Here is a 12,541-nt window from a genome sequence, read left to right as displayed (position 1 = left end):
GGCCAGCAGGTGCTGTTGGTTATCGCAGTGCGGCAAGCACGTGATCGCGGACTTGTGCCCTCTGCGCTTCGTCGCTGAGGGGGCGACCGGCGCGATCTACCACATAGAAGACGTCCACCGCCTCTGCGCCGAGAGTCTCTACGCGAGCAGCCCTCACGTCAAGACCACACTCGCCGAACGCCCGTCCTATACGCCACAGAAGTCCCGGTCTGTCATGGGCCCTGACTTCCACCACGGTGGCGGTCGCGGAGGCGTCGTCGACCAGTGTCACCCGAGGTGGGGCCACGGGTACGCGAGGCGGCCGCAGGCCGCGGGTGCGACGGGCCAGCCGCTGCTCGATGTCAAGACGGCCGGCAAGGACGAGACGGAGATCGGACTCCAGGGTGGCGGGGTCGGGCGGGGTGCCGTACTCGGGGATGACGGAGAACTCGATCACCGCCGTCGAGCCCGCGGAGGCGGACGAGGCGGAGCGCACGATGAGCCGGTGCGCGGAGAGCACCCCGGCGGCGTGCCAGAGCAGCCCCACCCGGTCGGGGGCCACGACCGTGACGTTCCCTCCGTTGACGCGCACCGCGCCGCCGCCGTGTCTGGCCAGCGCGGCCTGCTCCGTCGACAGGGTGGGCGGCTTGGGCGGCGGCGAGCCGGCCAGCACGGACCTGACCCGGCGCACGAGGTCGGCGACGAGCCCGGCCTTCCAGCTGTTCCAGGCCGCCGGACCGGTCGCGTGGCCGTCGGCGACCGCCAGCGCCGCCAGCAGGTCGAGGACCTCCCGCGAGCCGACGGTGGCGGCGACCTTCTCGATCGTGACGGGGTCGTCGAGGTCCCTGCGGGTGGCGGTCTCGGGGAGCAGCAGGTGGTGACGCACGACCGTGGCGAGCGTGTCCACGTCCGGCGCCGGCAGGCCGATGCGGGTGGCGATGTCGCGCACCACGACCTCGCCGGTCGCCGAGTGGTCGCCGGGCCAGCCCTTGCCGACGTCGTGGAAGAGCGCCGCGATCAGCAGCAGGTCGGGACGGGAGACGTCGCGGGTGTGGCTGGCGGCGTTCGCGGCGGCCTCGATCAGATGCCGGTCGACCGTGAAGCGGTGGATCGGGTTGCGCTGGGGGCGGTGGCGCACGCGCTCCCAGTCAGGAAGCAGTTTGACAAGGATGCCGGCCTGGTCGAGCTCCTCCCACACGGGCACGGCGGCGCGGCCCGCACCGAGGATCGACACGAGCGCGTCACGCGCCTCTTCGGGCCACGGCACCGGCATGGGAGCCGACTGAGCTGCGAGAACGGACACCGTGGCGGGCGCGAGCGGCAACCCGGAGTCGGCCGCGGCGGCCGCCGCGCGCAGGACGAGAACGGGGTCCTTGCGGGGATCGACCCCACGGGCGAGCACCACTTCGCCGCCGTGCTCGACCACGCCGTCCGCCAGCGGGCGGCGGCCTCGGGGAGCGGGGCCTGACAGGAGCCTGTCAACGGTGCGCCAGGTGGCGTCGAAGGCATGGGAGATCGTGCGGCCCGCCTCGGCGAGCCGGCGCATGAGCGCCTCGGCGTCGAGCAGGCCGAGCAGCCCGGCCACGGCGTCCTGCTCCTGCAGGACCAGCCGGTCGGTGCCGCGGGCGGTGACGACGTGGAGCGCGTGGCGCACGTCGAGGATGAACTCGTACGCCTCCCGCGCCCGGGGACCCGGCGCGGAGGCGACCCAGGCCGCTGCCACGGCCTGCATGGCCTGGACGTCGCGGAGCCCGCCGCGGCCGTCCTTCAGATCGGGTTCGAGGAGGAAGGCCAGCTCGCCGCTGACCTGGGCCCGCTTGTCGGCCGCGTCCCGCAGCTCGCCGAGCCTGCGCCGGGAGTCGGCCCGCCATTCGGCCAGCACCGCCTCCCTGGCCTTCCTGGTCAGCTCGGGGTCGCCGGCCACGTGCCTGGCCTGGATGAGTCCGAGCACGGCCTTGAGGTCCTGCCTGGCGACGGCCACCGCCTCTTCGACCGTGCGCACGGAGTGGTCGAGGTTGACGGCCGAGTCCCAGACCGGATACCAGATGCGGTCGGCGATCCTCGCCACGTCGGGCCGCCCGTTGTGCAGCAGGACCAGGTCGAGGTCGCTGCCCGGGGCCAGCTCGCCCCTTCCCAGACTGCCGACGGCGACCAGCGAGACGTGGTCGCCGTCGCTCGCCGTGCGGAAGAGATCCTTGAGCCAGCGGTCGGTGTCCGCGGTCCGCTCCTTGCGTGCCGCGGCGTACGAACGGGCCTCTCCCCTCACTGCTGTGCCCCCTTGCCGAGCTCGGCCCGGACACCGTCGTCCGGGCCTCGCCGCTTCGTGGAAACCCTGCCGTGCTCCACCCGGACACCGTCGTCCGGGCGGTGCTGCGGATCCATCACAGGGCCTCCGGACCCCGCTCTCCCGTTCGTACGCGGATGACGGTGTCCACGGGCACGGACCAGACCTTGCCGTCACCGATCTTGCCGGTGTGCGCGGCCTTGACGATGACGTCGATCACGTCCTCGGCGTCATCCTCTTCGGCGAGGACCTCGAGCCGGACCTTCGGCACCAGGTCGACCTGGTACTCCGCACCGCGGTAGACCTCGGTGTGGCCGCGCTGGCGGCCGTAGCCGCTCGCCTCGCTGACGGTCATTCCCTTGATGCCGAACTGCTCGAGCGCGGCCTTCACGTCATCCAGCTTGAAGGGCTTGATGATCGCTGTGATGAGCCTCATGCGTCCACCTTCTTAGGAGCGGGGGCGGGGCCGTTGGAGGACGTCACGCCGGAGGCGTGGAAGGTGCCGATGTCGTAGCCGGTCTCGGCGTGGGTGGTGATGTCGACGCCGGTGACCTCGGCCTCTTCGGGGATCCTGAAGCCCATCGTCTTGTCGATGATCTTACCGAGGATCCAGGAGATCACGAAGGAGTAAAGGCCGACCACGACCGGGCCGAGCACCTGGAGGCCGAGCTGGCTGATCTGCCCGCCCTCGATCAGGATGCCCTTGTTCTGGCCGGGCAGGAACGGGTAGGCCGCCACGAAGCCCAGGGAGACGGCGCCGATCACACCGCCGACCAGGTGCACGCCGACCACGTCGAGGGAGTCGTCGTAGCCGAGCTTGTACTTCAGGCCAACGGCGTACGCGCAGCCCACGCCGGCCAGCAGGCCGATGACCACGGCCGCCCACGGGTCGACGAAACCACAGGCGGGCGTGATGGCGACCAGACCGGCCACCGCGCCGGAGGCGACGCCGAGCGTGGTCGCGTGACCGTCGCGCAGCTTCTCCACCACGAGCCAGGCGCCGGCGGCGACGGCCGTGGCGACCTGGGTGTTCATGAAGGCCAGGCCGGCGGTCTGGTCGGGGGCCAGCTCCGAGCCGGCGTTGAAGCCGAACCAGCCGAACCACAGGAGCCCGGTGCCGAGCAGCACCAGCGTCAGGTTGTGCGGCCGCATGGGCTCCTTCTGCCAGCCCTTGCGCTTGCCCAGGACGAGCGCGAGCGCGAGCGCCGCGGCACCGGCGTTGATGTGGACGACCGTACCGCCGGCGAAGTCCTCGATGCCGAGCTGGCCGAGCCAGCCGCCGCCCCAGACCCAGTGAGCGACGGGGAAGTAGACCAGCGTGGCCCACAGCAGGGAGAACAGCACCCACGCGCCGAACTTGGCCCGGTCGGCGATCGCGCCGCTGATCAGCGCCACGGTGATGATGGCGAAGGTCAGCTGGAAGGCGGAGAACACCATGAGCGGGAAGTTGTCCGCCGCCGCGGCCTCGGCCGTGACGTTGCCGCCCTCGACGATCAGACCCTCGTAGACGGCGTTGAAGACACCGCTCAGGCCGATGTAGTCGAGTCCTCCGACGATCTTGTTGATGAAGCCGGAGCCGTCCCCGGCGGCGTCGAACGCGAGGGAGTAGCCGTACAGCACCCAGGCGACGGTGACGACGATGATGCTGACGAACGACATCATCATCATGTTCAGGACACTCTTGGCCCTGGTCATGCCCCCGTAGAAGAACGCGAGGCCCGGAGTCATCAGCAGCACCAGGGCGGTGCATACGAGCATCCAGGCAGTAGTGCCGCTGTCGATCATCGAAGCGACCCTCCTTACATGTGACGTGTGGCCACAGCGTGTTCTCCTGGGGTTTCGTGGCGCGACCAGGTGTGTTTCACATTCGTGAATCTCGCCGCACCGGTGTTTCGCGTACGTTTCGGACGTCTCACACATACGATTACGGCACGGCAATACCAGGCATGCGATACTTAGGGTCGCCTTACCTAAGCGATCAAGGACTGCCCATGCGTCTCCGCCTGGCCGCCATCGCGGCCGTGCTCCCCCTCCTCGCCCTCGCCTCCTGCGGCACCACCACGTCCTCCCAGGAGGCGGGTCCCACCAGGACCGTCAAACACGCCATGGGCGAGACCAAGGTGCCCATGGCCCCGAAGCGGGTCGTGGTGCTCGACACGGACAAGCTCGACACGATGGTCACCCTCGGCCTCGCGCCCGTCGGCGCGGCGCAGGCCCAGGAGAACCAGAAGTGGCCGGCGTACCTCGGCTCGGCCCTGTCGGCCACCAAGGCCGTCGGCACCCTCCAGGCCCCGAACATCGAGGCCATCATCGCGCTCAAGCCGGACCTCATCCTCGGCTCCAAGTTCCGGCAGCAGGCCTTCTACGACAAGCTCAGCAAGATCGCACCGACCGTGTTCACCGAGAAGGTCGGCATCACCTGGAAGGAGAACTTCCTCCTCGACGCCGAGGCGCTGGGCAAGAAGGACCAGGCCCAGCAGCTGCTGTCCGCCTACGAGACGCGGGCCGAGGAGGTCGGCGCGAAGTTCTCGAAGGTGAAGGTGAGCATCGTGCGGTTCATGCCGACCGAGATCCGCATGTACGGCCCGGAGTCGTTCAGCGGCATCGTCGTCGGCGACGCCGGCATCCCCAGGCCCGAGGTCCAGATGCTCGCCGAGCAGCAGGACAAGCGCTTCGGTAAGCTGAGCCAGGAGAACATCGCCCAGGCCGACGGCGACGCGATCTTCTACAGCGCGTACGGCGAGGCCGCGGCCAAGTCGCAGGCGGAGGTGACCGGCGGGCCGCTGTGGAAGAAGCTGAAGGCGGTCGAGTCGGGCAACGCCCACAACGTGGACGACGAGATCTGGATGCTCGGCATCGGCGTCACGGCCGCCGGCAAGATCCTCGACGACCTGCAGAAGTATCTCACGCCGCTGGCCTCCTGAGCCGTCAGGCCAGCCGTACGGGGTCGCCCTTCCTGATCCTGCCGGGCCGCGCCACGCGGGCGTACACCCCCGCGCACGGCTGCGGCCCCAGGTCGAACACCGGCACCCGGTTGTGCCTGGCCACCGTGCGCAGCGCGTCGGTGTCGCGGCCGAGCGCCCCGTGCGCCAGCGTCGGCACGGCGCAGCGGGGGCTGGTCACGATCACCTCCAGCACGACGTCGGCGCCGACGTGCAACTCCCTGCCCACCCACGCATTCTCGGGGAAGCCCTCCTCGTCCGTCGCGACCACCAGGTTGGGCCGGTAGCGGAGGGCCTCGACGTGCCCGCGGGGACCGAGCGCGCCGATCCGCCGGACGGCGGCGGTGGTGATCAGGTGGACCGGCGCGAAGTCGAAGAACGTGCCCGCGGGCGAGGCCGCCCCGAGCGTGCCGACGGTGTGAGGCACCTCGGCCTCGATCCCTTCGGCCAGCACCCGCTCGGGGACGGAGCGCTCGAACTCGGCCCCCTCCGGCGGCGTGCCGATCAGCCGCACCTCGCGTCCGAGCAGCCGGGACAACTCCTCGTCCCCCGGGACGCGCGCCCCCTCGATGGTCAGCAGGCCCCGCCAGAGCCGCGGATTCTTCGCGCTGGCGATCTTCCCGGTGGCGACGTCGAGCACCGCCCGCGCACGGTCCCCGGCCAGCCCGCGCTCGGTCACCTCGCTCTCGGAGACCTCCTCCCCGAGCAGCGATTTGACCGGGTAGCGATGCAACGTCTCGACATGCACACCCGCAGCCTATAACTCCTGGGCCCAGAAACGCCGGAGATGCGGCACCAGCTCACCGGCCCGCTCATCGGGGAAGAACAACCGCCCGCCCTCGATCTCCACGATCTCCCTGACGCCGGGGATCGTGTCGCGCAGCCACCGGGCCCAGCTCACGTCGAAGAACCCGTCGCCCGTGCCCCACACGACGAGCGTCGGCACGGTCAGCACGGTGAGCTGCGGCTCGATGGCGATCATGTCCTTGGCGTCGATGGAGGTCAGCAGGCGCTCGAAGGCCCGGCCGCCGTCGGGCTTGGCGAGGATGGGCCGCACGTACGCGTCCACGAGCTCCACCGGGTCGTCGATCCGCTCGTAGCCGTCGCCGTAGGCGGTCTTGGCCAGCAGCTCCGGCTGGTCGAGCAGGGCGGCGATGAGGGGGGCCAGCTCGCCTCTGGCGGCCAGCTCGACCGTGGGCTTGAACGGCTCGGGCGGGGTGTTGGTGTGCACGTCGCAGTTGGTGAGCGTGAGCGTGCGCAGGCGGTGGCGATGGCGTACCGCGAACACCTGCGCCACCGCGCCGCCCGTGTCGTTGGCGACGAGATCCACGTCGGTGAGGCCGAGCCCGTCGCACAGCTCCTCCACGGCCTCGGCGAGCGCGGGGATCGACAGGTCGTCGCGCGGCGCGCTGCCGCCGTGCAGCGGCAGGTCGACGGCGACGCAGCGGCGCTCGTCGCGGAGCTCGGCGATGACGTTGCGCCACAGGTACGAGCTGGTGCCGACCCCGTGCACGAACAACGCGACGGGCCCCTGCGCCTGCCCCACGTCCGTGTAGCTGATGCCTTCCATGGATGGCCACTCTCCTCTTGATTACAGACCGACCGTCGGTCTAGGAGATTACCGACTGACGGTCGGTGTGTCTATGGTGGGAGCCATGAACCTCAAGGCGGAGCGCGGCGCGGCAACCCGCGACAGGGTCCTGGCGATCGCCACGCGGCTGTTCGCCGAGCGGGGCTACGACGACACGTCGATCGAGACGGTCCTACAGGAGACCGGGTTGAGCAAGGGGGCGCTCTACCACCACTACGCGGGCAAGGAGGCACTGTTCGAGGCGGTGCTGGAGGCCACGGAGTCGGCCGTCGGAGTCAAGATCATGGAAGCGGTGCGCGGCATCACGGACCCTGCCGCGTCACTGAAGGCCGGGGTGCTGGCCTGGATCAGGCTGGCCGGCGACCCGGTCATCAAGCAGATCGTCCTCATCGACGCCCCGGCGGTGCTGGGATGGGAGCGGTGGCGGGCGATGGAGGAGCGCTATTCGTTCGGCATGCTCAAGTCGGCGCTCAAGGCCACCGGAGCGGTGCCGCCCGAGTTCCTGGACCTCCACGCCCACATGCTGCTCGCGGCCGTCAACGAGAGCGTCCTGCTGGTGGCCCGGGGCGGCGACCAGCCGTCCGCCGAGTCCGCCGTCGAAGACTTCCTCCGCCGCCTCCTCCACCGTCCCTGACCCACACCACGCCATCAGCACCCGATCCGGACCCACACCACGCCATCACCCCGGACCGCGCCCTCCACCAGCACACCGCACGGACGCCTCACGCCACGGCACAGCTCCCCGCCCCTCCGCGCCGCCGTCGCCCCAGCCACCACCCGGCGCCGCGTCGGCGAGCACGTGTGCGGTGGAGGCCGGCGCCCTGCCACAGCGCCCAGCCACCGATGGGAGGCAACGAGCCACTGCTCAAAGTGCACAGGTGCCCGGCAACCGGTGGGACGCGCCGAGCCACCGGTCAGGGAGCACGCCGTGCCCGGCCGCCGAGGGGACGCGCGACAGGCGCCTGCCTGAGCGCCGTGCCCGGGAAGCCGGGAACCCGGGAGCCGGAAGCCCGGGCGCCCGGGTAGGGTCAGGCGGCGGCGGTGGCCATCTTGCGGAGCCGGGCCAGCGCGTCGCGTTCGATACGGCGGGCCCGGTCACGGCCGATGCCGTACCGCTCCCCCACCTCCGTCAGCGTGTGCTCACGCCCGTCCACCAGCCCGTACCGCCACCGCAGCATCTCGCTGGTCGACCCCTCGAGCCCGGTCAGCCACTGGTCCAGCCGCTCCCGCTCCAGGATGTCGATGGCCTGCTGCTCGGGATCGGCCCACGTCTCGTCGGCGATCATGTCGCCGAGCTCGGTCTCGTCCTCGTCCCCGACCCCCAGTTGGAGCGAGACGGGATCGGAGGCCCACCGCCGCAGCTCCCGCACCCGCTCGATCGGCAGGTCGAGGATCTCGGCGAGGTCGTCGTCGGTCGGCTCGGCGTCGAACTCGGCCAGCATGTCCCGGCGCACCCGCATCAGCCGGGTCATCTGCTCCCCCGCGTGCGTGGGCAGCCGCACGGGCCGCGCCTGCTCGTGGATGGCCCGCCCCACCGACTGCCTGATCCACCACGTCGCGTACGTGGAGAACTTGTAGCCCCGCCGGTAGTCGAACTTCTCCACTGCACGAACAAGGCCCAGGTTCCCCTCCTGGACCAGATCGATGAGCGGCATCCCCCGGCCCGAATATTTCCTGGCCACCGCCACCACCAGGCGCAGGTTGGCCTGGATGAACTCGTCCTTGGCCCGCTGGCCCGAAATGGCCAGGCGCTCCAGCTCCTCGTCGGCCGCGTCCCCGATACGCGGCTCCGAGCCCCCACTGTCGAGCAACTGCTCTGCGAAGAGGCCCGCCTCGATGCGCTTGGCGAGCTCCACTTCTTCCTCCGCCGTGAGCAGCGGGACGCGGCCGATCTCAGCCAGATACGTCCCCAGCAGATCGCGATCCGCGACGTGCTGCTCCTGCGTGCGACTCCCCGTAGGCCTTGCCATCCCCAGGCACCTCGTTCCGCAGCTGCGTTCTATACCCGGCCAACGTCCGGCCAGATGCAAAGATTCCCTAAACAACTACGACCGGGGAAGGGTTCTGGATGTCCTCCTAAAGGAGGAGACCGCGCTGAAACACCTGGTGAACGAGGGGCACGCCGGGCCGGTAGGCCAGATGGACGTAGGACGGGGCGTCGAGCACGACAAGATCGGCACGGGCGCCGGGCCGCAGCCACCCTACGTCCGTGCGCCGCAACGCGCGCGCCCCGCCGTACGTCGCCGCCCTGATCGCCTCCAGCGGCGTCATCCGCATCTCGCGTACGGCCAGCGCCACGCAGAACGCCATCGACGACGTGTACGACGACCCGGGGTTGCAGTCGGTGGCCAGGGCCACGGTGACCCCCGCGTCGATGAGCCGCCTGGCGTCCGGGTACGGCGAGCGCGTCGAGAACTCGGCCCCGGGCAGCAGCGTCGCCACCGTCCCCGAGGAGGCCAGCGCGTCCACGTCGGCCGCCGTGAGATGGGTGCAGTGGTCGGCCGAGGCCGCGCCCAGCTCGCAGGCGATCCGCACCCCCGGCCCCTCGGTGAGCTGGTTGGCGTGCACCCGCGCCCCCAGCCCCGCCTTCAGCCCGGCGCCGAGGATCTCCCGCGTCTGGTCCCCGTCGAAGGCCCCGCGCTCGCAGAACACGTCCACCCACTTCGCGTACGGGGCGCACGCCTCCAGCATCTCCCCGGCCACGAGCCGCACGTAGGAGTCGGCGTCCATGTCGGCGGGCACCACGTGCGCCCCCAGGAAGGTGGTCTCCTCGGTCAGCCCGGCGGCGATCTCCAGCGAGCGCCGCTCGTCCGCGACGGACAGCCCGTACCCGCTCTTGATCTCGACCGTGGTGGTGCCCTGGGCGCGCATCTCGTCGACCAGCGCCCGCGCGCGGGCGGCCAGCTCGGCGTCGCCGGCCTGCCGGGTGGCGGCGACCGTGGTCCTGATGCCGCCCCCGGTGTAGGGCTCGCCGGACATGCGGGCCTGGAACTCGGCCGTACGGTCGCCGGCGAAGATCAGGTGGGCGTGGCTGTCGACGAAGCCGGGGATGACGGCGCGGCCCTCCACGTCCACCCGCTCGTCGGCGCCGGGCGCCCGGCCCGCCGGCCCGGCCCAGGCGACCAGGCCGTCCTCCAGGACCAGCGCCGCGTCCGCGATCTCCTCGCGCTCGGGGTCGCCTGTGTAGAGCAGCCCGATCCCGTCGATCAACGTGCTCATCGCAGGGCTCCGATCGCCTCGGCCAGCAGGGATCCGACGTCGCCGAGCACGTGCCGCCCGTCTGCGACCACGCGGCGCCCGCCGGAGATCACCGAATGCACGTCCGCCGCCGCAGCCGCGAACACCACGGCCTCCACCCCCTTCGCGCCGGCCGTCCGCACGGAGTCGAGGCGTACCGACACCAGGTCGGCCCACGCGCCCGGCACCAGCAGGCCCGCGTCGGGGAAGCCGAGCGAGGTGTGGCCGGTGGAGGTGGCGGCGGCGAGCAGGTCGGCGGGGGCCCAGTGGCCGCGTCTGCCGGTGGCCAGGCGCTCGTCCAGCTCGACCGCCCTGGCCTCCTCGAACAGGTCGATCACGGCGTGGCTGTCGGAGCCGAGGGTGATCGGCGCGCCCCGGTCGGCGAGCGTCCTGGCCGGGCCGATGCCGTCGGCGAGGTCGCGTTCGGTGGTGGGGCACATGCAGACGAACGTGCCCGAGTGCGCGAGCAGCTCGATGTCCACCTCGGCCAGGTGGGTGGCGTGCACGGCGGTCGAGCGCGGGCCCAGCACACCGTGTTCGTGCAGGAGCTGGACGGGCGTGGCGGCGTACATCTCCACGCAGGCGGCGTTCTCGGCCCGCTGCTCGGAGACGTGCGCGTGGAGGGGGGCGGCGTGGTGGTGCGAGAACTCGGCGACCACCGGCATCTGCTCGGGCGGCACCGCGCGTACGGAGTGGATGGCCGCGCCGATCTCCACGTCCGGCTGGCCCTCGTAGGCGGCGGCCAGGTCGGCGGCGCGGGCGGCCCAGCGGTCGGCGGTCCCGTCGCCGAAGCGCACCTGGGCGCCGGACAGCGGCTTGCCCATGCCGCCGTAGAGGTAACAGGTGTCGAGCAGGGCGATGCGCAGCCCCGCGTCGCGGGCGGCCTGGACGAGGGCGTGGCCCATGGTGTTCGGGTCGTCGTACGGACGGCCGCCCGAGGCGTGGTGCAGGTAGTGGAACTCACCCACGCACGTCACCCCGGCAAGCGCCATCTCGGCGTACACGGCCCGGGCCAGGCGCAGGTAGTCGTCGGGGTCGAGGCGGGCGGCCACCTCGTACATCCGGTCGCGCCAGGTCCAGAAGTCTCCTTTGCCCCCCTGGGTGGCACCCCTGAGCGCGCGGTGGAAGGCATGGGAGTGGGCGTTGGCCAGGCCGGGGATCGTGAGACCCGGCAGGCGCTCGGCGGACGCGGGCGGCGGGCCCTGGCCGATCTTGACGATCCTGTCGCCGTCGACCACGACGAGGACGTCGTCCGCGACGCCGTCGGGCAGCCAGGCCTGTTCGCACCAGTACGTCAGCGACACAGATCCTCCAGCACGTCCGCCAGCGCCACTACTCCCGCCTCGCAGTCTGCCTGCTCGGCGTGCTCGGCGGGGGAATGGGACACGCCGGTCGGGTTCCTGACGAACAACATTCCGGCCGGCACGCCCGCGGCGGCCAGGATTCCCGCATCATGCCCGGCTCCGGTCGGCAGGATCGGCGCGGGCGCGTCGCCGCCGGCCGCCCTGGCCAGCCGGTCCCTGAGCGCCGGGTCGAAGCCGACCACCGGCGTCCACGACTCCTCGCGCACGTCCAGTCCTTCGGAGAGCTCGGCCACCAGGTCGCGGACGTCCCGCTCGTCAGGGCCGCGGGCGTCCAGCCAGGCCGTGACGAGGCCGGGGATGGCGTTGGCGTTGCCGGGCGAGACGCGTACCTTGCCGACCGTGGCCACCGCGCCGCGCCGCTCCGCGGCCTCGCGGGCGGCCAGCACCATGCGGGCGAACGGCAGCATCGGGTCGTCCCGGTCGGCCAGCCTGGTGGTGCCCGCGTGGTCGGCCCGGCCGCGGAAGTCGAACCGCCAGCGCCCGTGCGGCCAGATCGCGCTGGCCACGCCCACCGAGCGGCCGTGCTCGGCGAGCCCGCGGCCCTGCTCGACGTGGAGCTCCACGAACGCGCCGACGGTGGCCAGCGTCTCGTCGTCGCGTCCGATCCCGTACGGCCGCCGCCCGGCCTTCGTCATGACGTCGGCCAGCGTGTCGCCGGCGTCGTCGGTGAGCGCGAGGGCCCGGTCCGGCTGGATAGCGCCCGTGAGCAGGCGCGACCCCATGCAGGGCACGCCGAACCTGGCGCCCTCCTCGTCGGTGAAGCAGACGACGCCCACGGGCCTGGCCGGTGTCACGCCGCGGTTCTTCAGGAGGTCGAGGGCCGCGAAGGCGGACACGACGCCGAGGGGTCCGTCGTACGCGCCGCCCTGCCGTACGGAGTCGAGGTGGCTGCCGGTCACGACGCCCGGATGCCGGGACGGGTCGCCCCACCAGGCCCAGAGGTTGCCGTTGCGGTCTTCTCGCAGGTCGAGGCCCCGTCGCGCGGCCTCGCCCGCGAACCACTCCCGTAGCTCCATGTCGGCCTCCGACCAGGCGTCCCTGACGTAGCCGCCGGTCGCCGGGTCCCGTCCTATGTGCGCGAGTGGTTCCAGCATGGCCCCACTGTAGTGAATGGGTCCATTCAGCGTTGGTGCCGGGCCGAAGG

At 71.6% G+C, this 12,541-nt stretch carries 11 protein-coding genes; 2 read left to right on the top strand and 9 right to left on the bottom strand.

Going from position 1 to position 12,541, the window contains the following annotated elements; genetic code table 11:
* Positions 1-19: 19 nt before the first annotated feature.
* The 3 genes from ID574_RS21625 to ID574_RS21615 all read right to left on the bottom strand — a co-directional run bounded on the left by ID574_RS21625 (position 20) and on the right by ID574_RS21615 (position 4,048).
* Positions 20-2,245: a [protein-PII] uridylyltransferase gene (locus tag ID574_RS21625; RefSeq protein WP_188190737.1), complete on the bottom strand. Its 2,226-nt coding sequence runs from the start codon at positions 2,243-2,245 to the stop codon at positions 20-22.
* Positions 2,246-2,360: 115 nt separating this feature from the next.
* Positions 2,361-2,699: a P-II family nitrogen regulator gene (locus ID574_RS21620; RefSeq protein WP_043616024.1), complete on the bottom strand. Its 339-nt coding sequence runs from the start codon at positions 2,697-2,699 to the stop codon at positions 2,361-2,363.
* Positions 2,696-4,048: an ammonium transporter gene (locus ID574_RS21615; protein WP_188190736.1), complete on the bottom strand. Its 1,353-nt coding sequence runs from the start codon at positions 4,046-4,048 to the stop codon at positions 2,696-2,698. The genes ID574_RS21620 and ID574_RS21615 overlap by 4 nt, the downstream gene beginning before the upstream one ends.
* A gap of 206 nt (positions 4,049-4,254) precedes the next feature.
* Between ID574_RS21615 and ID574_RS21610 the strand changes: the two genes are divergently transcribed.
* Positions 4,255-5,187, top strand: coding sequence for an ABC transporter substrate-binding protein (locus tag ID574_RS21610; protein ID WP_188190735.1), 933 nt, complete (start codon positions 4,255-4,257; stop codon positions 5,185-5,187).
* A 4-nt stretch (positions 5,188-5,191) separates the two neighbouring features.
* On the opposite strand, the gene ID574_RS21605 is transcribed toward ID574_RS21610, so the two are convergent.
* Together ID574_RS21605 and ID574_RS21600 are read right to left on the bottom strand one after the other, a co-directional pair.
* Positions 5,192-5,953: an MOSC domain-containing protein gene (locus ID574_RS21605; protein ID WP_223166928.1), complete on the bottom strand. Its 762-nt coding sequence runs from the start codon at positions 5,951-5,953 to the stop codon at positions 5,192-5,194.
* Between the two features lie 9 nt (positions 5,954-5,962).
* Positions 5,963-6,775 carry an alpha/beta fold hydrolase gene (locus ID574_RS21600; RefSeq protein ID WP_188190734.1) on the bottom strand — a complete coding sequence of 271 codons (813 nt, stop codon included), beginning with the start codon at positions 6,773-6,775 and terminating at the stop codon, positions 5,963-5,965.
* Positions 6,776-6,860: 85 nt separating this feature from the next.
* Between ID574_RS21600 and ID574_RS21595 the strand changes: the two genes are divergently transcribed.
* Positions 6,861-7,430 carry a TetR/AcrR family transcriptional regulator gene (locus tag ID574_RS21595; protein ID WP_188190733.1) on the top strand — a complete coding sequence of 190 codons (570 nt, stop codon included), beginning with the start codon at positions 6,861-6,863 and terminating at the stop codon, positions 7,428-7,430.
* Positions 7,431-7,824: 394 nt separating this feature from the next.
* On the opposite strand, the gene ID574_RS21590 is transcribed toward ID574_RS21595, so the two are convergent.
* From ID574_RS21590 to ID574_RS21575, 4 genes are all read right to left on the bottom strand, one after another.
* A complete protein-coding gene (locus ID574_RS21590; RefSeq protein ID WP_188190732.1) occupies positions 7,825-8,766 on the bottom strand; it encodes a sigma-70 family RNA polymerase sigma factor in 942 nt (313 codons plus the stop codon).
* A gap of 106 nt (positions 8,767-8,872) precedes the next feature.
* Positions 8,873-10,015 (bottom strand): imidazolonepropionase, encoded by a 1,143-nt coding sequence (hutI, locus tag ID574_RS21585; RefSeq protein ID WP_188190731.1) that lies wholly within the window; start codon positions 10,013-10,015, stop codon positions 8,873-8,875.
* Positions 10,012-11,337 carry a formimidoylglutamate deiminase gene (locus tag ID574_RS21580; protein ID WP_188190730.1) on the bottom strand — a complete coding sequence of 442 codons (1,326 nt, stop codon included), beginning with the start codon at positions 11,335-11,337 and terminating at the stop codon, positions 10,012-10,014. Before ID574_RS21580 ends, hutI begins: the two co-directional genes overlap by 4 nt.
* Positions 11,328-12,491, bottom strand: a complete 1,164-nt coding sequence (locus tag ID574_RS21575) for an allantoate amidohydrolase (RefSeq protein WP_188190729.1) — start codon at positions 12,489-12,491, stop codon at positions 11,328-11,330. Before ID574_RS21575 ends, ID574_RS21580 begins: the two co-directional genes overlap by 10 nt.
* Positions 12,492-12,541 lie beyond the last annotated feature (50 nt).

Origin of the sequence: Nonomuraea sp. SYSU D8015 (assembly GCF_008065375.1) — a bacterium.
Classification (GTDB): Bacteria; Actinomycetota; Actinomycetes; order Streptosporangiales; family Streptosporangiaceae; genus Nonomuraea.
This window is presented reverse-complemented; position numbering and strand designations above follow the sequence as displayed.

Excerpts from the sequence above, each read along its gene's own strand:
- ID574_RS21615 (WP_188190736.1), bottom strand. The coding sequence starts at position 4,048 with ATGATCGACAGCGGCACTACTGCCTGGATGCTCGTATGCACCGCCCTG.
- ID574_RS21590 (WP_188190732.1), bottom strand. The coding sequence starts at position 8,766 with ATGGCAAGGCCTACGGGGAGTCGCACGCAGGAGCAGCACGTCGCGGAT.
- ID574_RS21575 (WP_188190729.1), bottom strand. The coding sequence starts at position 12,491 with ATGCTGGAACCACTCGCGCACATAGGACGGGACCCGGCGACCGGCGGC.
- ID574_RS21620 (WP_043616024.1), bottom strand. The coding sequence starts at position 2,699 with ATGAGGCTCATCACAGCGATCATCAAGCCCTTCAAGCTGGATGACGTG.
- hutI (WP_188190731.1), bottom strand. The coding sequence starts at position 10,015 with ATGAGCACGTTGATCGACGGGATCGGGCTGCTCTACACAGGCGACCCC.
- ID574_RS21610 (WP_188190735.1), top strand. The coding sequence starts at position 4,255 with ATGCGTCTCCGCCTGGCCGCCATCGCGGCCGTGCTCCCCCTCCTCGCC.
- ID574_RS21595 (WP_188190733.1), top strand. The coding sequence starts at position 6,861 with ATGAACCTCAAGGCGGAGCGCGGCGCGGCAACCCGCGACAGGGTCCTG.
- ID574_RS21600 (WP_188190734.1), bottom strand. The coding sequence starts at position 6,775 with ATGGAAGGCATCAGCTACACGGACGTGGGGCAGGCGCAGGGGCCCGTC.